The organism is Rossellomorea sp. SC111 (assembly GCF_024733565.1).
Lineage (GTDB): Bacteria > Bacillota > Bacilli > Bacillales > Bacillaceae_B > Rossellomorea.
The window spans coordinates 35615-58565 of record NZ_JANIOC010000001.1; the positions used below are offsets into that span (position 1 = coordinate 35615).

General features: G+C 41.4%; 30 protein-coding genes. 8 read left to right on the top strand and 22 right to left on the bottom strand.

Going from position 1 to position 22951, the window contains the following annotated elements; translation table 11 throughout:
- Positions 1 to 169 precede the first annotated feature (169 nt).
- The gene (locus NQ095_RS00180) at positions 170 to 727 is read left to right on the top strand and encodes a GNAT family N-acetyltransferase (protein WP_258261516.1); all 558 of its coding nucleotides are present in this window, start codon (positions 170 to 172) and stop codon (positions 725 to 727) included.
- 63 nt (positions 728 to 790) lie between these two features.
- Here the strand turns inward: NQ095_RS00180 and NQ095_RS00185 are convergent, their stop codons facing one another.
- The 3 genes from NQ095_RS00185 to NQ095_RS00195 form a co-directional block, all read right to left on the bottom strand.
- Positions 791 to 1369, bottom strand: a complete 579-nt coding sequence (locus tag NQ095_RS00185; RefSeq protein ID WP_258261517.1) for a hypothetical protein — start codon at positions 1367 to 1369, stop codon at positions 791 to 793.
- 247 nt (positions 1370 to 1616) lie between these two features.
- Positions 1617 to 1766, bottom strand: a complete 150-nt coding sequence (locus NQ095_RS00190) for a YflJ family protein (RefSeq protein ID WP_258261518.1) — start codon at positions 1764 to 1766, stop codon at positions 1617 to 1619.
- Positions 1767 to 1826: 60 nt separating this feature from the next.
- Positions 1827 to 2897 carry an undecaprenyldiphospho-muramoylpentapeptide beta-N-acetylglucosaminyltransferase gene (locus tag NQ095_RS00195; protein WP_258261519.1) on the bottom strand — a complete coding sequence of 357 codons (1071 nt, stop codon included), beginning with the start codon at positions 2895 to 2897 and terminating at the stop codon, positions 1827 to 1829.
- Between the two features lie 274 nt (positions 2898 to 3171).
- Here NQ095_RS00195 and NQ095_RS00200 point away from each other — a divergent pair, with 274 nt between their 5' ends.
- A complete protein-coding gene (locus tag NQ095_RS00200; RefSeq protein WP_258261520.1) occupies positions 3172 to 4530 on the top strand; it encodes an MATE family efflux transporter in 1359 nt (452 codons plus the stop codon).
- Positions 4531 to 4589: 59 nt separating this feature from the next.
- Here NQ095_RS00200 and NQ095_RS00205 read toward each other — a convergent pair whose 3' ends face one another.
- From NQ095_RS00205 to NQ095_RS00220, 4 genes are all read right to left on the bottom strand, one after another.
- Positions 4590 to 5366: an SDR family oxidoreductase gene (locus tag NQ095_RS00205; RefSeq protein ID WP_258261521.1), complete on the bottom strand. Its 777-nt coding sequence runs from the start codon at positions 5364 to 5366 to the stop codon at positions 4590 to 4592.
- Positions 5367 to 5545: 179 nt separating this feature from the next.
- The gene (locus NQ095_RS00210; RefSeq protein WP_258261833.1) at positions 5546 to 6325 is read right to left on the bottom strand and encodes a CAP domain-containing protein; all 780 of its coding nucleotides are present in this window, start codon (positions 6323 to 6325) and stop codon (positions 5546 to 5548) included.
- A gap of 319 nt (positions 6326 to 6644) precedes the next feature.
- A complete protein-coding gene (locus NQ095_RS00215) occupies positions 6645 to 7004 on the bottom strand; it encodes a hypothetical protein (protein WP_258261522.1) in 360 nt (119 codons plus the stop codon).
- A gap of 102 nt (positions 7005 to 7106) precedes the next feature.
- On the bottom strand, positions 7107 to 7391 hold the full coding sequence (locus NQ095_RS00220) for a hypothetical protein (RefSeq protein WP_258261523.1): 285 nt from the start codon (positions 7389 to 7391) through the stop codon (positions 7107 to 7109).
- A 69-nt stretch (positions 7392 to 7460) separates the two neighbouring features.
- Here NQ095_RS00220 and NQ095_RS00225 point away from each other — a divergent pair, with 69 nt between their 5' ends.
- On the top strand, positions 7461 to 7709 hold the full coding sequence (locus tag NQ095_RS00225) for a DNA alkylation repair protein (RefSeq protein ID WP_224519717.1): 249 nt from the start codon (positions 7461 to 7463) through the stop codon (positions 7707 to 7709).
- Between the two features lie 67 nt (positions 7710 to 7776).
- On the opposite strand, the gene NQ095_RS00230 is transcribed toward NQ095_RS00225, so the two are convergent.
- From NQ095_RS00230 to NQ095_RS00240, 3 genes are all read right to left on the bottom strand, one after another.
- Positions 7777 to 9396: an MDR family MFS transporter gene (locus NQ095_RS00230; RefSeq protein WP_258261524.1), complete on the bottom strand. Its 1620-nt coding sequence runs from the start codon at positions 9394 to 9396 to the stop codon at positions 7777 to 7779.
- Between the two features lie 183 nt (positions 9397 to 9579).
- Positions 9580 to 9954, bottom strand: coding sequence for a MarR family winged helix-turn-helix transcriptional regulator (locus NQ095_RS00235; protein ID WP_258261525.1), 375 nt, complete (start codon positions 9952 to 9954; stop codon positions 9580 to 9582).
- Positions 9955 to 10170: 216 nt separating this feature from the next.
- A complete protein-coding gene (locus tag NQ095_RS00240) occupies positions 10171 to 11091 on the bottom strand; it encodes a CobW family GTP-binding protein (protein ID WP_258261526.1) in 921 nt (306 codons plus the stop codon).
- A 213-nt stretch (positions 11092 to 11304) separates the two neighbouring features.
- Between NQ095_RS00240 and NQ095_RS00245 the strand changes: the two genes are divergently transcribed.
- A complete protein-coding gene (locus NQ095_RS00245) occupies positions 11305 to 12030 on the top strand; it encodes an AlbA family DNA-binding domain-containing protein (protein ID WP_258261527.1) in 726 nt (241 codons plus the stop codon).
- Positions 12031 to 12199: 169 nt separating this feature from the next.
- Here the strand turns inward: NQ095_RS00245 and NQ095_RS00250 are convergent, their stop codons facing one another.
- The 4 genes from NQ095_RS00250 to deoD all read right to left on the bottom strand — a co-directional run bounded on the left by NQ095_RS00250 (position 12200) and on the right by deoD (position 16224).
- Complete coding sequence (locus NQ095_RS00250; protein ID WP_258261528.1) at positions 12200 to 13660, bottom strand: lmo1851 family serine protease; 1461 nt, start codon at positions 13658 to 13660, stop codon at positions 12200 to 12202.
- Between the two features lie 117 nt (positions 13661 to 13777).
- Positions 13778 to 14365, bottom strand: coding sequence for a YitT family protein (locus tag NQ095_RS00255; protein ID WP_258261529.1), 588 nt, complete (start codon positions 14363 to 14365; stop codon positions 13778 to 13780).
- Positions 14366 to 14522: 157 nt separating this feature from the next.
- Positions 14523 to 15371 (bottom strand): M15 family metallopeptidase, encoded by an 849-nt coding sequence (locus tag NQ095_RS00260; protein WP_258261530.1) that lies wholly within the window; start codon positions 15369 to 15371, stop codon positions 14523 to 14525.
- A gap of 148 nt (positions 15372 to 15519) precedes the next feature.
- A complete protein-coding gene (gene deoD, locus NQ095_RS00265; protein ID WP_258261531.1) occupies positions 15520 to 16224 on the bottom strand; it encodes a purine-nucleoside phosphorylase in 705 nt (234 codons plus the stop codon).
- Between the two features lie 131 nt (positions 16225 to 16355).
- Here deoD and NQ095_RS00270 point away from each other — a divergent pair, with 131 nt between their 5' ends.
- Together NQ095_RS00270 and NQ095_RS00275 are read left to right on the top strand one after the other, a co-directional pair.
- Positions 16356 to 16478 carry a hypothetical protein gene (locus NQ095_RS00270; protein WP_258261532.1) on the top strand — a complete coding sequence of 41 codons (123 nt, stop codon included), beginning with the start codon at positions 16356 to 16358 and terminating at the stop codon, positions 16476 to 16478.
- Positions 16479 to 16495: 17 nt separating this feature from the next.
- Positions 16496 to 16639 (top strand): hypothetical protein, encoded by a 144-nt coding sequence (locus NQ095_RS00275; protein ID WP_258261533.1) that lies wholly within the window; start codon positions 16496 to 16498, stop codon positions 16637 to 16639.
- A 67-nt stretch (positions 16640 to 16706) separates the two neighbouring features.
- Here NQ095_RS00275 and NQ095_RS00280 read toward each other — a convergent pair whose 3' ends face one another.
- From NQ095_RS00280 to NQ095_RS00290, 3 genes are all read right to left on the bottom strand, one after another.
- Entirely contained in the window at positions 16707 to 17027 is a 321-nt protein-coding gene (locus NQ095_RS00280) for a YodL domain-containing protein (RefSeq protein WP_258261534.1), read from the bottom strand.
- 96 nt (positions 17028 to 17123) lie between these two features.
- On the bottom strand, positions 17124 to 17894 hold the full coding sequence (locus tag NQ095_RS00285; protein ID WP_258261535.1) for a sporulation protein: 771 nt from the start codon (positions 17892 to 17894) through the stop codon (positions 17124 to 17126).
- Between the two features lie 18 nt (positions 17895 to 17912).
- A complete protein-coding gene (locus NQ095_RS00290) occupies positions 17913 to 18065 on the bottom strand; it encodes a protein kinase family protein (protein WP_258261536.1) in 153 nt (50 codons plus the stop codon).
- 202 nt (positions 18066 to 18267) lie between these two features.
- On the opposite strand from NQ095_RS00290, the gene NQ095_RS00295 reads away from it, so the two are divergent.
- Positions 18268 to 19359, top strand: a complete 1092-nt coding sequence (locus NQ095_RS00295; RefSeq protein ID WP_258261537.1) for a DUF2515 family protein — start codon at positions 18268 to 18270, stop codon at positions 19357 to 19359.
- A 125-nt stretch (positions 19360 to 19484) separates the two neighbouring features.
- On the opposite strand, the gene NQ095_RS00300 is transcribed toward NQ095_RS00295, so the two are convergent.
- On the bottom strand, positions 19485 to 19661 hold the full coding sequence (locus NQ095_RS00300) for a YozD family protein (protein ID WP_079531952.1): 177 nt from the start codon (positions 19659 to 19661) through the stop codon (positions 19485 to 19487).
- Positions 19662 to 19785: 124 nt separating this feature from the next.
- On the opposite strand from NQ095_RS00300, the gene NQ095_RS00305 reads away from it, so the two are divergent.
- Positions 19786 to 19956 carry a hypothetical protein gene (locus tag NQ095_RS00305; RefSeq protein WP_258261538.1) on the top strand — a complete coding sequence of 57 codons (171 nt, stop codon included), beginning with the start codon at positions 19786 to 19788 and terminating at the stop codon, positions 19954 to 19956.
- Here NQ095_RS00305 and NQ095_RS00310 read toward each other — a convergent pair.
- The 4 genes from NQ095_RS00310 to kamA form a co-directional block, all read right to left on the bottom strand.
- Entirely contained in the window at positions 19940 to 20599 is a 660-nt protein-coding gene (locus tag NQ095_RS00310) for a hypothetical protein (RefSeq protein WP_258261539.1), read from the bottom strand. The genes NQ095_RS00305 and NQ095_RS00310 overlap by 17 nt on opposite strands.
- 282 nt (positions 20600 to 20881) lie before the next feature.
- The gene (locus NQ095_RS00315; protein WP_258261834.1) at positions 20882 to 21106 is read right to left on the bottom strand and encodes a YozE family protein; all 225 of its coding nucleotides are present in this window, start codon (positions 21104 to 21106) and stop codon (positions 20882 to 20884) included.
- A gap of 103 nt (positions 21107 to 21209) precedes the next feature.
- Positions 21210 to 21500 carry a YokU family protein gene (locus NQ095_RS00320; RefSeq protein ID WP_258261540.1) on the bottom strand — a complete coding sequence of 97 codons (291 nt, stop codon included), beginning with the start codon at positions 21498 to 21500 and terminating at the stop codon, positions 21210 to 21212.
- Entirely contained in the window at positions 21493 to 22920 is a 1428-nt protein-coding gene (kamA, locus tag NQ095_RS00325) for a lysine 2,3-aminomutase (RefSeq protein ID WP_258261541.1), read from the bottom strand. The genes NQ095_RS00320 and kamA overlap by 8 nt, the downstream gene beginning before the upstream one ends.
- Between the last annotated feature and the right edge of the window lie 31 nt (positions 22921 to 22951).

Consider the following 22951-nt stretch of genomic DNA (forward strand, 5'->3'; position numbering starts at 1 on the left):
TCTATTCATATAGTGAGCGACTGTAATGAAGGGAAGGCAAAAGGTGCGCCACCAGTTTCTTGACTGGTCTTAGTGGGTTCGATTCCCACCCCGAAATTTTTTAGTTACCATTTAAAAATTTCGAGGGTGGGATCGTACGCGAGCAGACTGCCCTCAAGGAGGGTCTACTATGATCAAGAAACGTGAATTACATGAGTGTCATGAACTTTATGACCTGATGGTGCACCCGGATGTCTTCCCTTTTGTGCGTCAAAAGGCGTATTCCTATGAGGAACTTCTTTTCCTGACGAAACAAACCATTGAAGCAGAAGAACGGGGAGACCTTATTTCACGGACGATTTTGGACGAGTGGGGCAACCCTATCGGCACGATCAATTTATTTGATATCCAGGAAAATGCAGGATTCCTTGGAACATGGCTCGGTAAACCCTTCCATGGCAAAGGCTATAACCAGCCTGCAAAGGATGCATTCTTTTCCGAGTTATTTTTTGAACTGGGCATGGAAACCATCTTTATGAGAATCAGAAAGGTGAATACCCGTTCACAAAAGGCCGCAGAAAAACTGCCTTATGTCGTAAAGGCTAATGAATCAAGGAAATCTCTTTATGATCAATTAAATGCTCAAGAAGAAGTGTATGATTTGTATGAAATCCCTAAAGATCTTTACACCCTCTATTTATATCAGCTTCAGCAATCCCCGGAAGAAGAGCAGGCGCTTGAAGCGTAAAGACAGAAAAAGGTTATCACAAAGGTATTTACCCTTTGTGATAACCTTTTTGTTAAGAACGGATTAAAAGGAGGCATGGATCATAAAAAATATGGTAAAAGTGATGGCTAGCTTTAGATGCCATGCCCGGTCCTTCCTTTTGAAGCGCTTAAATCCCATGCCTACTAGGAGGAAGAGCGTGATACTCGAGAGTATCCCCGTTATATTTGTGAAGTCCCAATGGAAATCTCTGATGATTGCCAGAATTCCGTGTAACACTACACCTGCCGTTGCCAATAGTGCTAAGGGAACGTGCCATTTCCTCAACAGCTTTCCTGCAAATTGGACAAAGCGTTTTATTTCAATATCCTTCCACTTTACTTCTTTCAGGCCATTCCATTTCAATAACAGGAAGATCGGAAAGATACTGAGGACGACAAAATAAATAATTCTTGCTATGGACCCGAATTGTTTGAGAAATTCCTTGTAGGATTCCTCATCCATCCCCATGAGCACTTCCTGGTTAGCCGTTATGAGGAGAATTCCTGCAGCAGATAAACAGCTGCTTAGTACCAAATAGAAGATGATATTTTTCCGTTCCTTTGGACTTGGGATGAATTTCGATAAAAATGATGGGTGGCTTACTTTCGATTTGGATTCCATTTACTTTCTCCTATTATCATTAAGAATTATACGTTTACTATAACCTTCAACCATGAAAAATAAATGAAATTCCAATGAATATTCTTTTTTTCAATGCCTAATCGTTGGAATTTATCTTTTTGAAGAAGCAAGTGGTGGTTCATTTCCGCTCGATGTGCTCGCTTTCCACGAATTAAAAAGGAGCTGAATGTGTTGATGCATGATCTTCAATTCTAAGATCAGCAACGATACACTCAAACTCCTATTCTTATTTCTGTTTAGCCATTTTCTCGAAATACAGGTTTCTAACCACAAATGTTTTATAATTTTCCAATTTCCTTTTTTCTATAGGATGATGGTTGATTCCCATCTTTTTAAGTTCTTGTAGATACCATCCTTTTGAGTACTGATACGCCATTCCACTTCTCCCCTTCACCCATTTGTATACTATATGCTTGAAGGGGAGTCCAATGACTTTTTATCGGGACATGGAGGAAAGTACCTCGTACATGTCCTGGATGGTGTAGGCTTTTTCACCTTTTTCCATATTGCGAATCATTGTGTCACGATTTTCCTTAAGCTCGTTGACACCCGCCAAAAAGCTCTTTTCGCTCAGCTCTTCTTCTTCCAGCTTTAACGCATAGCCGTGTTTAACGAAGCTGTTGGCATTCAGGATTTGATCTCCACGGCTTGCTTCCCTTGATAGGGGAATCAATAACATCGGTTTCTTTAAGGCTAGAAATTCAAAGATGGAATTCGAACCGGCACGGGATATCACGAAATCCGTCATCGCAAGGTAATGAGGCAGTTCACCCTTGATGAATTCGTATTGACGATATCCTTTTTGTACTAGGCTTTCATCCACATTTCCTTTTCCACAAATATGAATGATTTGAAAGGTAGAAAGCAGCTCCTCCAGATTCCCTCTTACCGCTTCGTTAATCTTTCTCGCTCCAAGACTTCCTCCCATGATCATCAAAACAGGCGTATCCTCATAATAACCAGTTAACCGCTTCCCTTCACGGGCATCACCCGTAAATAATTCTTCACGGATGATGGCTCCTGCGCATAATGATTTATCACTCGGAAGGGATTGGACCGTTTCCGGGAAAGTCGTAAATATTTTTGTAGCGAATGGGACGGCAAGTTTATTGGCGAGTCCCGGAGTGACATCGGATTCATGGATTGCCACAGGAACTTTGGCTATCTTAGCAGCCATGACGACCGGGACGGAAACAAATCCCCCTTTGGAAAAGATGATGTCCGGTTTCGTCTTCCTGATGACGGATAGAGCGTCAACTACCCCTTTCATCACTCGAAAGGGATCTGAAAAGTTTTTCCAGGAAAAATATCTTCTAAGCTTCCCGCTGGAAATGCTTTTGTACGGGATATGTGGAAATTGTTCAGTAATGATTTCCTTTTCAATTCCATCTTCAGAACCTATATACGTTATGTCCCATCCTTCTTTTTCAAAGTGTGGAATCAGTGCTGTATTAACCGTGACGTGGCCCGCTGATCCTCCGCCCGTAAATAATATACGTTTCTTCATATGTATAAACTCCTAACTCATAATCTTATTTCCTTCTCTCTAACCATTATACACTTTACCAAAAATACAGGCGGGATAGAACTACGAAAATTTGACAGAAGAAATTCCTGCCATTGTTTTGTCATTCTTCCCCTCCAACATGGTCATTTCGTCTGATTCATACTGAGTCCTCGTCCGTTAGCATATTTCACTCTATATCCCCATGAAAATATGGTACAGTATGATAGTGAAATCACCATGCTATATCTGAAGGCATTCAGGAGGAGTACGTCCAATGAGAGAAACTCATACAATGAAAGATAAGATCAAACAACTATCCATCATACTCATTCCCATCCTAGTCACGCAGCTTGGGATGTTTGCCATGAACTTCTTCGACACGATCATGTCAGGGAAGTATTCTCCCATTGATCTTGCAGGTGTCGCCATCGGCTCTTCCCTTTGGGTACCGGTCTTTACAGGATTAAGCGGGATCCTTTTGGCCGTGACGCCAATCGTCGCCCAATTGAACGGACGCGGCAACAAGAAAGAAGTTCCCCATACTGTACTTCAAGGTGTTTATGCCGCCATCGCTTTATCCCTCCTCGTCATGGGGACTGGGGGACTCGCCCTCAACCCCATATTAAACGGGATGAATATAGAACCGGAAGTCCGTATTGTAGCGAAGGAGTATCTCATTGCCCTCTCGTTCGGAATGATTCCCTTATTTATCTATAATGTATTAAGATCATTCATCGACGCCATGGGGATGACGAGGGTGACCATGTTCATCACTCTCACGTCCTTGCCGATTAATGTAGTGTTCAATTATCTTCTTATTTTCGGTAAATTGGGGTTTCCCGCCCTTGGAGGAGTGGGGGCAGGTGTTGCGTCTGCCATCACCTATTGGCTGATTACACTCATTGCCTTCTGGGTCGTCCATACGAAAGGGCCATTTAGTCAATATAATATCTTCAGGAGCTTCCATAAGCCTGACCTTTCTAAATGGAAGGAAATTTTTGTGATCGGTGTACCGATTGGTTTATCCATTTTCTTCGAAGTAAGCATTTTTTCAGCTGTTACCTTGTTGATGAGTCATTACGATACGGTTGTAATTGCGGCTCATCAGGCAGCAATCAATTTTGCATCCTTCCTCTATATGATCCCGCTGAGTATTTCCATGGCATTGACCATCGTTGTAGGATTTGAGGTCGGTGCAAAGAGGCTTCGGGATGCAAAGGTTTACAGCTGGATGGGCGTCAGCTTTGCATTGTTGTTGGCTGTCATATATGGAGTCATACTACTCGTCTTCCGTTCTGAAATCGCCTATCTTTACTCGGATGATGCGTATGTATTAGAATTAACGGCTCACTTCTTATTATATGCCGTATTCTTCCAGCTTTCAGATGCGATACAAGCCCCTGTCCAAGGTGCACTTAGAGGATATAAGGATGTCAATATCACCTTTATCATGGCTCTTGTATCTTATTGGGTAATCGGCCTTCCATTGGGATATTTCCTTGCTAACTACACCCATTTCGGACCGTACGGCTACTGGCTTGGGCTTACATCAGGCTTAACGGCAGGCGCCATAACGTTGTCTGGCAGGCTTTTATTTATACAAAAGAAGAACAGAAAACAGTATAGTCATTAAATAATGAATAAGAAAATTGTGACCGAAAGAGCAACGGACTGCTCCTATGCCGTTGCTCTTTATTGATGAAACACCTTTCCAAGGACATCCTTACCACCCGTAACGGGAATGATGGAACCGGTAATGAAATCAGATTCTTCCTGACATAGGAATGTAATGATCCTCGCCAAATCTTCTCCAGTTCCAGGTCGTCCAATGGGTGTATGTGGATCATGTTGCTCTTTCGCAAGACTGATTTCTTTTTCCTTCCAATCATCTACTATATCACCCGGGCAGACCATATTTGCCGTTATGCCGTTCTCTGCTTCTTCGATTGAAATCGTTTTTGTGAAGGAAGCGAGACCGGCTTTAGCTGCAGCGAATGCAGAACGGTAAATCCAGCCCGGTGCTGATTCAACCCTATCATATCCAAATGTGATGATCCTTCCCCATTGTTTTTCACGCATTTTTGGAATCAATAACCGTGATAAGTAAAATACACTATTTAAATTCCCATTCACAATATAATTCCATTCTTCAGGGGAATAATCGACGAATGATTTTCTTTCTTTTACAAAGGGTCCGGCATTGTGAATCAGGATGTCGACGCTCTTCACCTTACTCCAGATTTCTGAAGCCATACGTTCACATTCTTCCGGTACGGAAATATCCCCCTTGATCGGAAAGATGGAATTGGAGTAGGTTTGGATTAATTCAGTAACCAACTTCTCCACAAAAGAATCATCGCTTCTATAGTTAAGGATGACCGTGTATCCTTGTTTAGAGAATGCCTCCACCGTCTTTCTTCCGATTCCCTTTGATCCGCCCGTTATGAGGACAACTTTATCTTCTTTCATCAAGCTCACTCCACGTACTCGTTATATCTCAATAGTATGAATGATTATCGGGAATTGCAAATCTAAGCTCTTACATAATACGTTTAACATGATATAAGAAACCGTGTATTCATTTCGTTTAATTATGGGAGAATAAAAAAAACAGCCTCTCCAAAGAGAGACTGCTTTTGTTCGTGAAATTACTTACCGATGAACTGTTGAGTCCAGTAGTTACCATTCTCTACATATCCCACACCGATGTGAGTGTAGTTTGAGCTCATGATATTTTTACGGTGACCTTCACTATTCATCCATGCCTGTACTACTTCTTCAGGTGTCTGTTGACCCATAGCGATGTTTTCACCTGCAGAGCTGTACTGGATGCCAAACTGCTTCATCATGTCGAATGGTGAACCATACGTAGGGCTTGTGTGAGAGAAGTAGTTGTTCGCTTGCATGTCACGAGACTTCTCACGTGCTACCTTGCTTAATTCTGCATCTACTTTAAGAGCTGGCAGTCCTTGTTTTGCACGTTCCTGGTTAGTCAATTCCACTACTTTTTGTTCAAACTGACTCAATTGACCAGATTGTTCGCTTGCTTGCTCTGATTGTTGTTTTTGTTCATTTGAAGCTGGAGCTGGAGCAGGCGCTTCTGACTTTGGTGCTTCTGCAGGTGCAGGAGCTTCCGCTTTTGGTGCTTCCTTAGCTGGAGCAGGTGCCGCCGCCTCTGCTTTTGGAGCCTGTCCATTTAATAATTCTTGTACATTTATATTTTTGCCGTCGATTTGGTATTTTGATAGAACATCCTGAACAAATTTGTTAAGATCTTCTTGATTACCATTATATTTAAAGGCGTTCACTTTTTGAGCGACCTTATCTTGTGCTGGACACGGTGCTGCAGCGTCAGCTTTACCTGCTGCGAATGGAGTTGCTAATAATGTTAATGCCGTTGCTGCTGAAACCATCATTTTCTTATTCATAAAAATGAATTCCTCCTTAGTGAATGTGTTTTTCTTTGCTGCACATTCATCATACCACCCTGTTTTTGTTACATTTACGGGAGAACTTGGCAACTAGTAAACAATTGTTCTATTTTGAAAGACAATTTCTTTATAGTAAGATAGTAACCACTGATTTTAGTAGGAGGAAAAGCATTTTTAAATGATTTACTTACATTTCCAATAGCTGAACGAATTGGATGCAACAACTAATTATTACCGGTATCTGATTCTTGACAGGTTTTTAACAGCTCACTCAATGTAACGGATGTTACAGTAACATTTCAAAGCAGGAAGGATTTCATCCCAAATAAAGGTACTCATTGCATTTTTTTTCAGATTCGATGAGCAGATATCCCTTCACATCGAAGCCGAGCCGTTTTAATTGTCTCACACCCACATTACACTCGACTAGACTGCTTCCCATCACAATGACTGGCCCTTCAGGAATATCACTTGCATATCTTCGGATGTATCCACAAGGCAGGGCTACGACCTCTTCGCAATCTCCTTTAGAAGAGTCCTGATAATCCCTGACATCGACTACTACCTGTTCTGCTGTCACATCAAGGGAATTCCATCGTTTTATTCGTACGGGAAAATATCGATAATACATCATATATGAGAGTAGACCGACTAATAATAATGTTAGTAGAGGCATACTGCTATCATCCTTTTCATTAATCTCATTTCATTATATACCTATATAGGTATATAATGAAATGAATTGCTCATTCGCACTTTTCCTGAAAAGGGTTCAATATTAAAGATTCCGTTCTATCATTAATTGATCTGCCATTTCGATATGTAGCTGGATTAGGCCGACTTTATCTTCGTTTGATAAGTGGGATTCAATAATTCTTTTAGTTGAAGTGAAATATTTTACTTCAATGGATTTACGAACCCTGGGATGACTATTGGCATCTTCCAATTCACGTTTAACGGCTTCTTTCAAGACTTGTTCCGATGAAACGGCATCGTTTGTTAACATGCGGTTTTTCCATATTTGTCTGTATGATATCAGCAAATCGTTGAATACTACTGACATATTCAATCATCCTTTACATAAAATCTTTATTCCTTAACCATACTAAAAAAAAGAAGAAAGGTGATATCCATGACTACACCCTATCGCTGTCCCAGCTGTAAAACGAATCGAACCCGGTTTAATATTATACAACAAGTACCTCAGAGTGTGAAACTTGATCCTGCTTCAGGAGAAGTCGTCCAAAATTATGAGCAAAATCAACTCGAGCCATTTCATCTCGCTTACAACGGACCCCAATTAAAGGTTCAATGTGCGGCTTGCGGCTTGGTAGAGGATGAAATGACCTTTAAAAAATTTGGAGAAAGTACAATGTCATAATCAGTAAGAGGGTAACCATGCCTGCTACTTTCAGCAGACATGGTTACCCTCTTTTATTTAATGGATCTTATTGATTGGAAGCTTCTTTAAGCTTCGTTTCCTTTTCTTCCTCTGTGGCATCTTTATTCGACATCCTTAATGGGATCTCTTTCATAAAGAAGGTTAAAAGAAATCCAACAAGGAGAATCATGGCTCCAATAAAGAAGACATTTGTTAAGGCAAAACTCAATGATTCTCTTACACCTTCCAGGATGGATGCATAGATCCCCTGGAATTCTTGTGGCAATGCTGATTGAAGCTCTTTTAATTTCCCACCGTTCATGATGTTCTGTGGGTCTTGAAGCTGCTTCATGACACCAGCCGTTTCAGGATCTGTTAGTAATGGAGAGTCTTTTACTGATGACATTTTCTCTGTCATCTTTGAAGTCATGGAAGAATTCATCACCGTTCCCATGATCGCCACCCCTATTGTTCCACCGATTTGTCTGAACAATTGCGTTGCAGCAGTGGCAACTCCAAGAAATTTATGCTGCACTGCGTTTTGAACCGTCAGCGTAAAGACAGGGAAACTCAGTCCTAGTCCAGTTCCTACTATAATGATATTTATCAGGGCTCTGGCGTTGGTCGTATTCGTATCCATGAAGGATAACAGAATCATACCCGTACTCATGACGAACAAACCGATCAGTGCCAGAAACTTATATTTCCCTGTCTTCGTAATGATTTGTCCCCCTATTGTACTGGCAAGTACCATACTCAATGTCATGGGCATCATCACAAGCCCAGATTTCGTCGCGGATGTCCCCATTACGCCTTGAATGAAGAAAGGCATATACATAATGGCCCCGAACATCCCGGCTCCAAGAATGAATCCGATGATATTTGAAAGGGTGAATATCTGATTCTTAAACAATTGTAGTGGAAGTACAGGATTACTTGCTCTCTTCTCTGTAATGATGAATAGAACCAATGCTACAACCGAGAGGGTCAGTAACCCAATGATCTGAAGGGAAACCCACTCATAATCGTTTCCACCCCACGTAAAGGCGAGTAATAACGGAATGATTGTTAACGTTAGCATGATGGATCCAAGATAATCCACTTTCAGGCCTCTCTTTGGTTCTTGGGAAGGAAACATTTTATAAATCATCCCAAATGCGATGAATCCTACTGGGAGGAATACCCAGAATACCCAGTGCCAATCGGCATTATCTACGATCCAACCCCCAAGTGTCGGACCGAATACACTGGCTAAACCAAACACACTGCTCATCAGCCCCTGCCATTTCCCTCTTTCACGGGGAGAGAATAAGTCCCCTACAGCAGTGAAGGCTGTCGACATGATCATCCCTGCACCGAAGCCTTGAATCCCCCGGAAAATGATTAACTGTATAATGGAAGCGGAAAGTCCGTTTAAGAACGAACCAATCATGAAGACTCCAATCCCAAGTAGAATGAAAGGCTTCCTTCCATACATATCAGATAATTTACCGACCAATATGGCGGTTACGGAGCTGGTTAACATGAAGATAGTGAATACCCAGCTATAATAATCCATACCTCCGATTTCCGAAATGATTTTAGGCAATGCGGTGCCCACAATGGTTTGATTCAATGCGGCGAATAACATGGCTGACATGATCGCAATCATAATCAATACCTTTTTCCGATGTTCTAAATGCTCCATATTCTCTGTCTCCCTCAATATTTATAGTATGAATAATTAACCAACTTAAGTAAATGAGCATAATAGAAGGGATGACCAATCTAAAGGTCAACCCTTTTTCATTCCTGTTGAATATATGGCTGAACACTTCTGTTTCAGAAGCAGAACAGTGTCATTTACAGGATATTATCTTGAAAAATGTTATTACTTACGAACGGATGAACTCAACAGTTTCTCAAACAGTTCGATCAGGTGATGGATCTCCTCTTTTTCAAAGGTTTGGAATAACTGCTGAAAATAGTGCGACTTCTTCTCTTCACACTGGGCCAGCACTTCCACTCCTTGAGGAGTGATGGCCAATTCTACGACTCTGCGATCTTCATTGGATCGTTGTCTTGTGATATAGCCTTTTTCAACTAGTGTATCTGTAATGGACGTAATGTGACTTGCGGAGACTTCCATTCGCTTTGAAATTTCCGAGGATTTCAGTGCACCATTTTCCCTGATGAGTTGAAGCACCCGGAATTCCCCATTTGAAATGAATTCTCCAAAGATGGTTCGAATATCTGATTTCATCATTCTAAAAACGGACCTAAACAGTCCTTCTAGCTCGAACAATTCTTTTCCCACTAAAAATCGACCTTTCTTACACTCAATAAATACTTCACTAAGTTAACTATTTAATAATATACATTTTATCTGAAATTGTCAATGATTTAAATTTGTTATGACCATTATCACATTGAATCCCCTTTTAGAGAAAAACGAATTAAGGACTCCCCCACCGCCTCCAGATTACTCCGTCAGGTCAATCTTCTGTAAAGACTGTATTATTTCTTCTTTATGTAAATTTTCTCCGATTATGACGAAGTTCGTAGGGTATTTCATATCTCCGGGCATAAAGAGCGGCATGCCGTATGAATACTGAAACAACGCAGGATAGTTCCTTCCTTGCAATGGAACATACCCCTTCATTCTGTAAATGGTATCAGGCTGGGTTTTCACCCATTCTTCAAAGTCTTCTCCATTTACATTACCACTGAAGGTATAGACGACTGCCTGCAGGGTCAGATGGTCCCCAATCGTGGACTTATCATATGATATTGCCTCTTGTTTTGCACTTAAAGAAAGAATATCTTCCATGGATACCTGAGAATAGTTTGTTAAATACACCTTGGCATTTTGATTAATTTGCTGTAGTTCATAAGAAAACGTCCCCTGTTCCATTTCAGTAAGCAAGTCCATTTTATTTGCAATTATGTACTGGGCATGACGGATTTGTTCTCTCATCAAATGTAAGACAGCCGGACTGAAGTCGCCTCTATTACGCCATTGCAGGCCATCCACTATTGTGACGATTCCCTTGAATTCAAAGCGATCGGCGAACAGAGGAGACAGAATGGAATCGACCACCTCAACCGGATGTGCAGCACCCGTTGTTTCTATGACCATAACATCAAAGTCTTCGTTCACTAGAAGTTCCTGGAGCTGTGACTCCAATTTCTCTGAAATGGTGCAGCAAATACATCCATCAAGAAGTTCACGTAATGCTGTGTCATCCTCCACCGCATCACTATCGATGGATACACTTCCTAATTCATTCATCAATACCGCGGGTTTTTTATCATGATCCTTTAAAGATTTCAGCAATTGTTTAAGTAAAGTCGTTTTTCCACTGCCAAGAAATCCGGATAATATATAGACATCTTTTTTCATGTAACCTTCCTTTCCATTCATCCCTATACACATTTTATTAGAAAGTGAATAGGAACACAACGGACATCATGACTTGATGACAATAGGAAAGGAAGAATTATTCATTTAAAGAGCGTTATCCACTTTTTTTACGCATAGAATGTAATATGAAGATGGTGGATGTGTACCGTCCCATCTGGACTTTTGATGAACCATTAAAAGGTGGGGATATTCATGTATTATGAGAAGATTGTTCCGCTCAAGTTAAGAGATTTTCTGAAGAATCCTTCTCATGAAACATTGAAGGATCTGTTACTTCATAATACCGGCGAAACAGATTATGTGGATTTCAAGTCCGATTGGATCGAATTCACCAAGATGGCAAAACATATCCTGGCCATATCGAATACAGGAGGTGGATGTATCATCATCGGGGTGATGCAATTTGATGATGGATCAGTCGAATTAAAAGGATTGACCGATGAAGAATTTCTGGATAAAGCAGATGTTGACAATAAATTACAACATCTGCTGCCTAAATATTTGCGTTATCGAACTGAAGACTTCATTTTTCCTGAAAGCACCCATCCATTGATGAGCCAAAAGCGTTTCCAAGTCCTCATAATCGATTATGATCCAAGGTACGTTCCTTACACTTCCATTGTCACAAGGGGGGAATTGCGCTACGGGGCAATCTATGCCAGGCAAGGAACCAAGACGATTGAGGCTACTCACGACAAATTAGTGGATGTCATTCTCCGAAAAGTTCAGTCAGGTGGGTCAGACAGCGATGAAAAAACATTAAAGGATCACCTTGAACATTTAAAAATTCTCCATATGGAATATGATCTGGCAGATGATCAAAAATACAAGGACTACCTCCACGATTTGATCCTAAGAAAAATGAGAAAGATTGAATCGTTCCTTGACCTTGATTCCTCTGAATTTCATTCATGGTGACGTGAACCAAGAAAGTCCATGATGACTGGATGTAAATCCTATTCCTCGAACACCACCCTTTAAAAATCGTTTCGATCATGTGGGATACTTCCGTCGAGCGACCATCCATGAAGGAATCTGCTTACCGAAATAAAAAAGATCCCAGGTGAAATCACCTGAGACCTAGAATTTATTGTTCTTTATTTAACACTTCAATGGCCTTTTTCAGTTGAGGATCGTTTTCTTTCAGCTTTTCTCTTAAGTCGGTCATAAGCTTTAAGATGGTTTCCCCGTTCAGTGTGCCTGTCACTTCCAGGTCGTTTTTCCCCTGGAATTCCTTAACGGCTGCCGTTGTATCTGCATCATAATAGCCGTCTACTTTCCCGGGTTTTAAATCCAGGGCTTCGAGCATTTGCTCTGCTGTTTTCACTTGATCTGATAAATCTTCTTCCTTTAGTTCCTTGTCTGGATTGATGTAAGGAAGCTGGGCATAATCAGGCATTTTCACTTCAACATCTGGCTTGATGCCTTTTTCATGAATCCAATTTCCTTTTGGCGTCAGCCATTTAGCCGTCGTAAACTTCATGTTTGAGCCATCTTTGAAGGTTTCTGCCGTTTGGACGGTCCCTTTACCGAATGTCTTTGTTCCAACCAAAGGTATATCATTGGATTCACTTACAGCTGCTGACAGGATTTCTGCAGCACTTGCACTACCTTCATCAACCAGTACAGCTGTAGGAACTTCAACCTTCTGACCTGATTCTGATACATACTTTTCCACTTTACCATTACTGTCTTTCACCTGGAATAAGACTTCACCTTCAGGCACAAACAGATTCGAGATCTTGACAGCTTGATCAAGTAACCCACCTGGATTTTGTCTAAGATCCAGAACGAGTTTCTTCATGCCTTTATCGTTCATTTCATTTAAGGCCTCTGTCAGTTCTTTATAGGTATTCTCTGAAAAACTCGTGATTTGGATTTCAGCTACACCATTATCTTTCATTTCCGCATAAACCGTTTCAATCGGAATCTCATCTCTTGTGATGGTGACTTCCATTGGCTTATCCTGACCCGGGCGCTGAATGGTCAAGGTTACCTTCGTGCCTTTTTCACCACGAATAAGAAGAACGGCATCTGTCACAGACATTCCCTGAATGCTTTTGTCATCTACCTTCGTGATGACATCGTTCGGCTGCAGGCCGGCTTTTTCTGCAGGAGAACCTTTAATTGGAGAGACGATGGATATGTAACCATCTTTCTCCTGAATTTCTGCTCCGATTCCTTCAAACGAAGAAGAAATGCTTTCCTGGAACTTCTTCGCCTCTTCCTCGTTCATATAATCGGAATAGGGATCCCCGACGCTATCGATCATCCCATTGATCGCACCGTTTACAAGTTTGTCCTGGTCCAGGTTCTTGTAATAATTCTGGTTTAACTTATCATAAGCTTCATACAGCTTCTCAAATTCCGATCGTTCTGTAACCCCTACATTGACTGCCTTTTCATCCCCAAACGCCAATGCAAATGTTGTAATTCCTGCCGTTAAGAATACGAGGAAAAATAGGAGCATGACGAATTTGAATTTTTTCATTTTTATAAAACTTGACTGGGTTTCTTGTTGTGCCTGTTCTGTCTTATCTTGTTCCAAAGCTTCCACCACTTTCGTTGCTATGTATCTTGTGTGAATTTTCGTTTAGAATATCATGAAACATCCCGCTGAGCAATCTTAAGCTCATAACTTCTTCATTCTATCAGCTTTTCCATGTTAGCGAAAGGAAAATTCATCTTTCCCATTATGATGTGTCAAAATCGTCGTAAAAAAACCAACCGTGCTTACAGCTAACAAAGAATATAAAAATGCTTCCGTTCCAATTATGGGGAAGCCAGCCATTAGCACGACACTATCAAAGGCAAAGATCAGCTTACCGACATTCCATCCAAAAGTCTTTCCCATTAATTGTGCCAATAAGTCAGATCCACCCGTCGCAGAATTCCCCCTTAACATGAGGCCTATTCCGATCCCGACAAAAGCACCACCAAAAAAAGCACTCATTAGCGGAGGAAGATGTAAGAGGGTATGCCAATGATAAAAGTAATCAATCATCAAAGAGGACAACCATAGCCCATGAATACTGTTATAAAAAAGAATTCGATCTTTAAAAAATGCAAGCAGATAAAGGGGGATACTCAGGAGAATGATGGTAAGACCTGGTTTCACACCAAGCCAATAGTGGGCAATCAATCCGATCCCAATCATGCCCCCATCAAGAAAATGGTGGGGGACGAAAAATAGATTGATGCCCACCCCGACGAAAACACTTCCAATGATGATAATACTAAACACCCTCATCATATCATCCACCCACCAATCCCAAATTGGACATCCCTTATTACTGTTGTATGTGAAAATATAAAAAAAGAGAACAAGGCGGAAAGGAATATCTCCCCTTATTCCCTGAATCTCCATTTAAAAAGGGGTCAGGAACATAGTCCCTGACCCTTTATCATCATTAGATTTTCTTTACATTATTAAAGTACTCTTCAAGTGTCCAATCGTTTTCATGAATCACTTTAGCGGCTTCCTTCCCAACATATCTATAGTGCCAAGGCTCATATTGATATTTGGTAATGGATACCTTATCTTCAGGGTAGCGAAGAATGAACCCGTACTTATATGCATTCTCTGCCAGCCATTTTCCTTCTTTCGTATCAGCAAATTCTATATTTACTTGAAATTGGTTGCTTTGACTGGAAATATCCATAGCCAATCCTGATTGGTGCTCACTTTGTCCCGGAGGCGCAACGGCCATGACCGCCTTTTCTTCACCGAATTGGGCTATTTCCCTATCAAGGAGCATTTTCTGGTACTCGTATGAACGGTAACCTGAAATGGCTGTCAAGAATACCCCTCCAGATTTAGCATCTGCGAACATCTTTTCCAGCTGCTGTGCCGCTTCTTTACGGAGGTGCGCTTTTTCAAGGTCCTGATCCCCGAATACGAAAGGAACGTTAGGACGGACTAGATCTGCAGGTTTGTATTCATCTAATGCATATTCCTTATTTACCAATGCTAATAAATTGGAGGGATTTTGAATGACCTGTTTTCCACCCACGACTTTTACGTCATTGAAGTATTGGGACTCTAATTGCAGCTCTTTTGGAACCGCTTCTTCGTCGGACGGCTTCTGTTCCGGCGATGCTTGTTCATCCTGCCCGTTGTCAGGTGTCTGCACCTTTGGTTCCTTTTCCTGTGTCTCTTGCTGTTTTTGGCCAAATAATTCGTCTGACCACTCTTCTACTTGCGAACAACCTGATAACATAACCAGGGAGGCAGCAGTTACGAAGATGATCTTTTTCATACTTTCACCTAGTTTCTCTATAATGGTTCCATTCTCCATCTTACCATGTCCAGAGCTATATGTAAGCAGGATAAACTTCACAAAATGAAAAACTGCCTATCAACCCGATTCGGGATTGTAAGCAGTTTTTTCCTATTGCCGCTGTAATTTATTCTTGAATGGCCGCTTCTAAAGCTACTTCGATCATTTCATTAAAAGTCGTTTGGCGCTCTTCTGAAGAGGTTTCTTCCCCTGTCAGGATATGATCGCTCACAGTCAGGACCGAAAGTGCATTTCGACCATATTTAGCTGCCAACGTGTAAAGGGCGGACGTTTCCATTTCAATGGCAAGAATACCATATTGAGCCCACTTTTCATGCTCCGCATTGTCATTGTAAAACATGTCAGCAGTGAATACGTTTCCGACCTTCAGATTAAGTCCTTTTTCTGTCCCTGCATCATATGCACGTTTTAAAAGATCAAAGTTCGCTGTCGGAGAATAATCGATCCCATTGAACGTTAATTTATTCATTTGTGAATCGGTGGATGATGTCATAGCCAGGATGACGTCACGCACTTTCACGTCTTTTTGAATGGCACCACATGTACCGACACGGATCAAGTTCTGAACGTTATAACTTTGCATCAATTCATTAATATAAATTGAAATTGACGGGACACCCATTCCGGTTCCCTGCACCGAAATTCTTTTCCCTTTATACGTTCCCGTGTATCCAAACATATTACGGACTTCGTTGTAGCAGGTTACATCTTCCAAGAACGTTTCTGCAATATATTTTGCCCTAAGCGGATCTCCAGGTAAAAGAACTGTTTCTGCTATTTCGTTTTCTTTCGCATTAATATGTATACTCACTTAACTATTCCTCCTATCAAGACTGTTGAAAGACCATTGTAATCCTTTTCCCGGACATATGCAACGCTAGGAAATGGCAGGATAGAATGCTGATTGAGAGGTAAAAATAAAGGCAGAAGGAGTGATTAACCATGGCTAAAGAACAAATGAGCAAAAAACTAAAGCAGGCAGTACAACATGCAAATGAAACCAACCCTTCTACCCGGTCGGGGACACAACCAAATTCTTCAAGAACCGAAAAACTTAAATCATAACAAAGGGGGACACTTAAATGGGAAAAAAACACCGAAATAGAATCAATGCCCCTAAGAAAAATAATCACATCCCAAAAGAAGCATTAGAGGCCGAGCATGATGCACACGGGAAAGAGAACACAGGTCTAAATAGAAAAAATGGTCCTGGACATAACATGTAAGGAGTCATAAAAAGAGGAAAGAATCCAGCCTATGCAGATTCTTTCCTTTTTTCGAATGAAACTTTATCTAATGAATGACGATCCGGTTCACCCTCTTCCAGCCGTTTGACTGGAGACGATAATAATGATGTCCCCTCCGCCCTTCATCAATGAAGACGATGTCACGTGTTGCGATATATCTGCCTTGATAATCCTTTGGAAGTAAGTCAGGTACATTAAACGTTCGGAATGTCTGATACAGGGCTTCTTCATGATTGTTTGCTTCTACCGAGATACGGTAAACCTTCTCGTACCCTTTATCCTCCCCATAATTAGGGGTTTGGAAGATGGTCACGTCATAGGTCGATCTCAAAAGCTTTGGACGAATGATTTTTTCAAGTAAAGGCATGAGTACCCCTCCGTCATAATGTTGTACTCATTCAATTACACAAACAGCGTGTCGAATCCTTCACAGAATCATAGGAATCTTTGTCGAATGGAATATTTACGCGAATTTGTCGATGGCTTGTTGAAGTTTCGATGCTAATTGGGGAACATCTGACGAACCTATGGTCACCCTTACCATGGATTCATCCATTTCGAGAGCTTCCGCCAGAAATCCCCCCAGTCCCCTCGCCCGTCTGTCCACTTCAAGAAGCAATTCCACATGGTCTTCCGTTTGATTCAGGAACATTACTTCAAGTTCATCCAATTTACGTTGATATGGTCCATTCACCGGTACAAACTCGAACTCCTGAATGAAAGGATATCTTCCTCTGTAGCGTCTTGGCGCCTCTTCACATTCCACTGTGCGAATTCTGAAGCCGAGCTCCTGTACAGAAGTCAGGATGGCATTGGTCAAGTGATTCGGCACGATTTCAATATAATCTTTGTCTTTTGGATCTACTGAATTTTTGATATCCACCCCCGTGGCTACCCACACCCTGGTGTTCCCATATGTAATCGGGGTTTCGAAGGGCAGTGTGAAGGTAAATGGAAATTCTTTTTTTTCATTTTCCAAAACGGTGAATGGATTGGATATTTGCACCTTTTGAATCGGGGCGTAATCTGTATATTTCTTGTCATCCGATTCACGAATATATGTAGTGAAAAGTGTTAAATAGATGGCATCGATACTCTGCTCCGTACTTCCTCCCGTAATTTCCACCACCCCGTTTACGGTCTCTCCTGCAACGTAGCTCGATTTCTCTAATTTGGTATCCACTGTGGCTGCTCCAATACCGATTGAAGCAAATACTTTGTTAAAAAATGACATATAAGAATTCCTCCTCGTTTATTTCAAATCCCGTTTTACATACCCTTTTTGATGAATGAAGTCCACTAATGTCAGTACCTGCACACTTACCTTTAAGGATTCTTCCTCTGTATACTTTTTTCCTTCTTGAAAAATCAATTCCTCAAAGGTTAGGCCACTCATTTTTTTCATGACAAGATGGGGCAGCCCCTTCTATTCGTTAACCATAATGAATTCAGGGAAGAGTGGGTGAGATAAAGTTTCCAGTGCATCCCTTTCATTCCGGACATATTGGACATGGTTAGAAAATAACTTCTTGTAAGGGCAAATTCCTTTCAAAAGGATTAGTTTCACACAAAGAAATATTTTTTCATTTTTTGAGAGGTGTGATTACTTGGGTTATTCACCGTTTCAAATCATTTCAAACCTATTTAAACCGGGTAAACGTGAGGATATGTCCCCCCTTCTTGATGTGCCGGCGGTTTTCAGGCTTTACGACGAAATGAAGCAGGAACCGGTCCCTGATGTCTATTTTCCTGAAGATCAGGCTTTGTTCAAGGAAATTTTCTTCAAAGTGAAAAAAGGGAACGTCAATAACCTGACAAGAACTTCTTGCTATCTTGATTTATTCAAAAAACACCCTGAACTTCACTGGTCTTTTCTCGCCCACATGGTATCCAGAAATGCCGGTTATCATATGACAGATATCCAGAACGAGCTACTCTCACAAGTAATGAGTGACCACGAACAACAATCTCTATTCGAGTTTCTGGAACGATGTAATGCAGCGATCTTTAACGATGCTTATCCTCAACTATTACTTTATGAAAAATGGAAATTAACCGGCCGTCACCCCTTTCACCTCCTGAAAAAGTTCAACGTTTCGGTATTCATGTGGAAGATATGGGCAGATTATCTCAAAACGCGGAATCATCCCGTGTTGACTACCGCACTCATTATGAATGAGCAGCACCTGATTCAAAACAAGATTCTATCCAGTCCCAACCTTAATATGGGGATTGAAAAGTGGAAGTTTTTCCTACAGGACCGGCTGGAATTCACTTCCATACTCTTTCCTTATGGCAAGCACCCCCCATACACCCTGGCCGGACTTTCTGTTTCTCACTTTGAGAAAGTGGATCGCAGAATTCAATTAGGTAAGAAACTTTATAGAGTGTTATTCCATCCGATTGTTTTTCCCACTGCACTGGCTTTCTCCCTTAATCATCCACATACGGGATCCAGGGAAGATTATTGGCCGCATATATACTCGAGGGGAAAGAAAAGAAAGCATTTATTCAGCCCCGAACTAGGAGCTGTCTGGGAAGATATCAGTTATGACGATCCATCGTCGACGGATTGGTTTAGAGGACAACTGATCGAGGTGATGTCCCCGCTTTTGACGATGACGGTCCCTCCTCATTTCTCTATGACCCGGAAATGGAAAGCAAGGACGACTATTCTTCTGAAACTAAAGAGGGATTGACTCAAAATAATGTGCCCCCCATTCCTTCATAAAAGAAGGTTTGAGGGACACATCAGAGTCAATCCCCGTTATATGAATGGTCGTTGGCATACTAAGCGAAATCCATATTGATGGGTGAAAAGAGTTTAAACCTCATCTTCCCATTCCTCATCAATGATACATTTGGCAATCAGATACTCGAATGTGATATCCGCTATTTCTTCAAGCTCATCTTCTGATGGTGCATACCCTCTTTGGATCAGTTCTTTCATAAAGAACTCAGCAATTTCCTCGGTGTCGATAAAGACTTCTATCTCCCGCATGTGATCGCCCCCTTTGATTCTCAATTTATGACAATACTATCCCGGTTATTCCAGGAGAAAAAAGTTTTCATAACATTTTAAAGACAAGCATAGACTTTATCATCAAAGGTAGAGGAGCGATAATATGTTACATATATTTACCCAAAAAACGAAATCAATGGTAAGAGACCTGGAGAATGGAGAAGGGATCATTGTTTCAGGCATGCAATGGATCCTTCGTGTCATCCTATTATCATTCCTGGTCATAAGCGTTCCGGTTTTTCTATATATTATGTGGCTTATTCCTTCTCTTTAACGATAGACTGTGTGTTTGTATGATTCTTCAACTGCTCTAACACATAATCCATTTTATTCTTGTATTTACTATCATTGAATAATAGGTACAGTGTTTTATAGTCATTGTAATGATCAAGGAGCTGATCAATCCAGGTTGGCTTAGGGTAAGCAGGTGAATGGAGCGATTTTGATTTACCTTCTTTTTTTTGCGGGAAGACGAATCCATATTTCTTTATAAAAGCTTCTGCCTGCTCTTCATCGGCAACCAGGGTAATTTCATCTTCGTCTGCCTCCAGCCATTCACCGTCTGTGATCCTCATTAATTCATAGATCACGTCTTCCCAGGCATCATCTTTATATCGCCATATTTCTGTTCTGAAACCCACCACTTTAAAGAGATCCTCTTCGTATCCCTTCACGATGACAAGGTCTCCAAACAAAAATTTGTATTCAATATCGATCTGTTCCTGTTCAAAAATATATCCATCATAAGAATCAAGCAGTTCTAATGCTTTTTCCTTGAATAACCCTTCACTTTCGTTAACCTCGTATAAAAACTCTCCGTCAATCTTTTTTATGTCGGTGATTTTCCCGACGGTGCCATAGATTGTGACGACTACCGTTTCCCCAACTCTGAATCTAGGCTCTTTTCGTTTCTTCATTCTCCCCTCACCCTTAATCGCCTTTTTTATATGATATGCAATAACATTCATATCGGTATACACGAAATCCCTGACTATCTTTTCTTTAGGGTAAGAAAATTTTCATGAGATGACCAAAAAACGAATCAAATAACTTAAGGTGAACTTTAATAATGTTTTTCTATTAAAGGGAAACTGCTGGTTGATTTCCACTGCAGGCGCTCGCTTTCCGCGGCTTTGGTTTTTTAAAAAGGACCGACGTTTGCGGGAAACAAATGTCAGTCCGTTGGCTTGGATGTATCGTTAATTTTTTTCTTCTAATTGGTAATGATCCCAGGCCGTGTCGAAGATGGACATGCTTTCAAGATAGTGCCCATTCATTTCGAGATAGGAGCTGATTTCATGGTATTGCCCGGACTGTTTCGGAAAGCTGTGATCATCATATGCTGCATTCGCAAATCGGGTTATATCATCCTTGGCAGTAGGTTGCCTGTATTTCATTAAGTAATGATAAAAGGATTTTCTCATCTCTTCCACCTGCCCTTGTTCTTTCTTTTCTAAAAGGATAGCGGAAGAAGATGAATTCGTAAAGTGTTTGCTTCGAATGAGAGCAAATCGTAGCCTCCACCTGCTAAAATCGAAAATAGTTCTTCTTAAGTAAGCGTGGAAGCGCCATTAAGTCTTTATAAGGAATCACTTTATCAATTAACCTCGTATCGATCAGCATCAGTTGGTCTTCAATCTCATTGATGATGGATTCCTCCTGGTAGTCCATTCCGCAATGACTGCAGCAGAGGCTCGGGACATTCGCAATCTGAATCGCCCGTGAGCCATCAGGCAGCTCCCAATACACACTTGATTGATGAGCATGAGCCGTGTTCTCTTCACACCATTCGCACACCTTCGCCGAATTTTTAGCCATTGATGGTTCCTTCCTTATCATCATTTTTTTCCTGATTCATTTTTGAAAGCATCGCTTTATGCTTCTTTTCCTTAAGCTGATCCCTTTTCCCCCTGAAGTCCTTGAGAGAATTGTGATCCGGGTTCTCCTGATATTCCTTGCGACGCTCCAAGCGATTGAGACCAGCGGGCGTAAGGGAAGAATGGGTTTGATTCATCAATCCGGCGATACCAATGGTAGGTTCCTTGATTTCTTCATCATGATAAACCTCTTTAAAGTATTCATCTGCCCTTCCTGCTACGTATTCCTCCGGTTCCGGATAGGTGGAGATGACGCCTTCGAAATTCCTTACGACCACTTTCGAAGCACTTTGGGATATCAGGTAATTCGGTTGCAGGGATATTTTCCCCCCGCCTCCAGGAGCGTCCAGCACGAAGGTCGGGACGGCATAACCGGATGTGTGCCCCCTCAATCCTTCAATGATCTCAAGTCCTTTGCTGACAGGTGCCCTGAAATGGCCGATCCCTTCCGATAAGTCACATTGATAAATATAATACGGACGAACGCGAATTTTAACAAGATCGTGCATAAGCTTCTTCATGATCGGGACGCTGTCATTGATCCCAGCCAGGATCACAGCTTGATTTCCTACAGGAACCCCCGCATCTACAAGCATCTCACATGCCTTCTTGGACTCTTCTGTTATTTCAATGGATGTATTGAAATGTGTATTTAACCAAACCGGATGGTATTTCTTCAATATATCACAAAGGTTCTCAGTTATCCGTTGTGGAAACACGACAGGTGCCCTCGTTCCAATCCGGATGATCTCGACATGCGGTATGTCCCTCAGGTTCTTTAATATATACTCGAGTATTTGATCATTGATCAAGAGACCATCCCCGCCGGAAAGCAGTACGTCCCTTACGCTCGGCGTATCCCTTATATATTCAATAGCCGCATCAAGCTGCTTCTTCGGAACACCCATTCCTATTTGTCCTGAAAACCTCCTTCTCGTACAGTATCTGCAGTACATGGAACACTGATTGGTGACGAGAAATAGCACCCTGTCAGGGTATCGGTGCGTTAACCCCGGGACCGGTGAATCCTCATCTTCATGTAAAGGATCTTCCAGGTCATACTTTGTTTTATGGATTTCCTGTCCAATCGGTACGGACTGCATCCGTATCGGGCAGCGGGGATCCTCCTCATTCATCAGCCATGCATAGTACGGAGTAATATTTAACGGGATGGTCTTAGTTGAAATTTTGACCCCTTCTTCTTCCTCCGGCGTCAAGTTCACCACTTTCTTCAAGTCATCAAGGGTTCTGATTGTGTTTGTCAGCTGCCATAACCAGTTATTCCATTGTTCATCCGTGACATCTTTCCAAAGCTCAATATCCTTCCAATCCCTTTTTGGTTTATAGAGATTCATTTTCATCTACTCCACCAACTTTCCAAAAAGTTTTCGT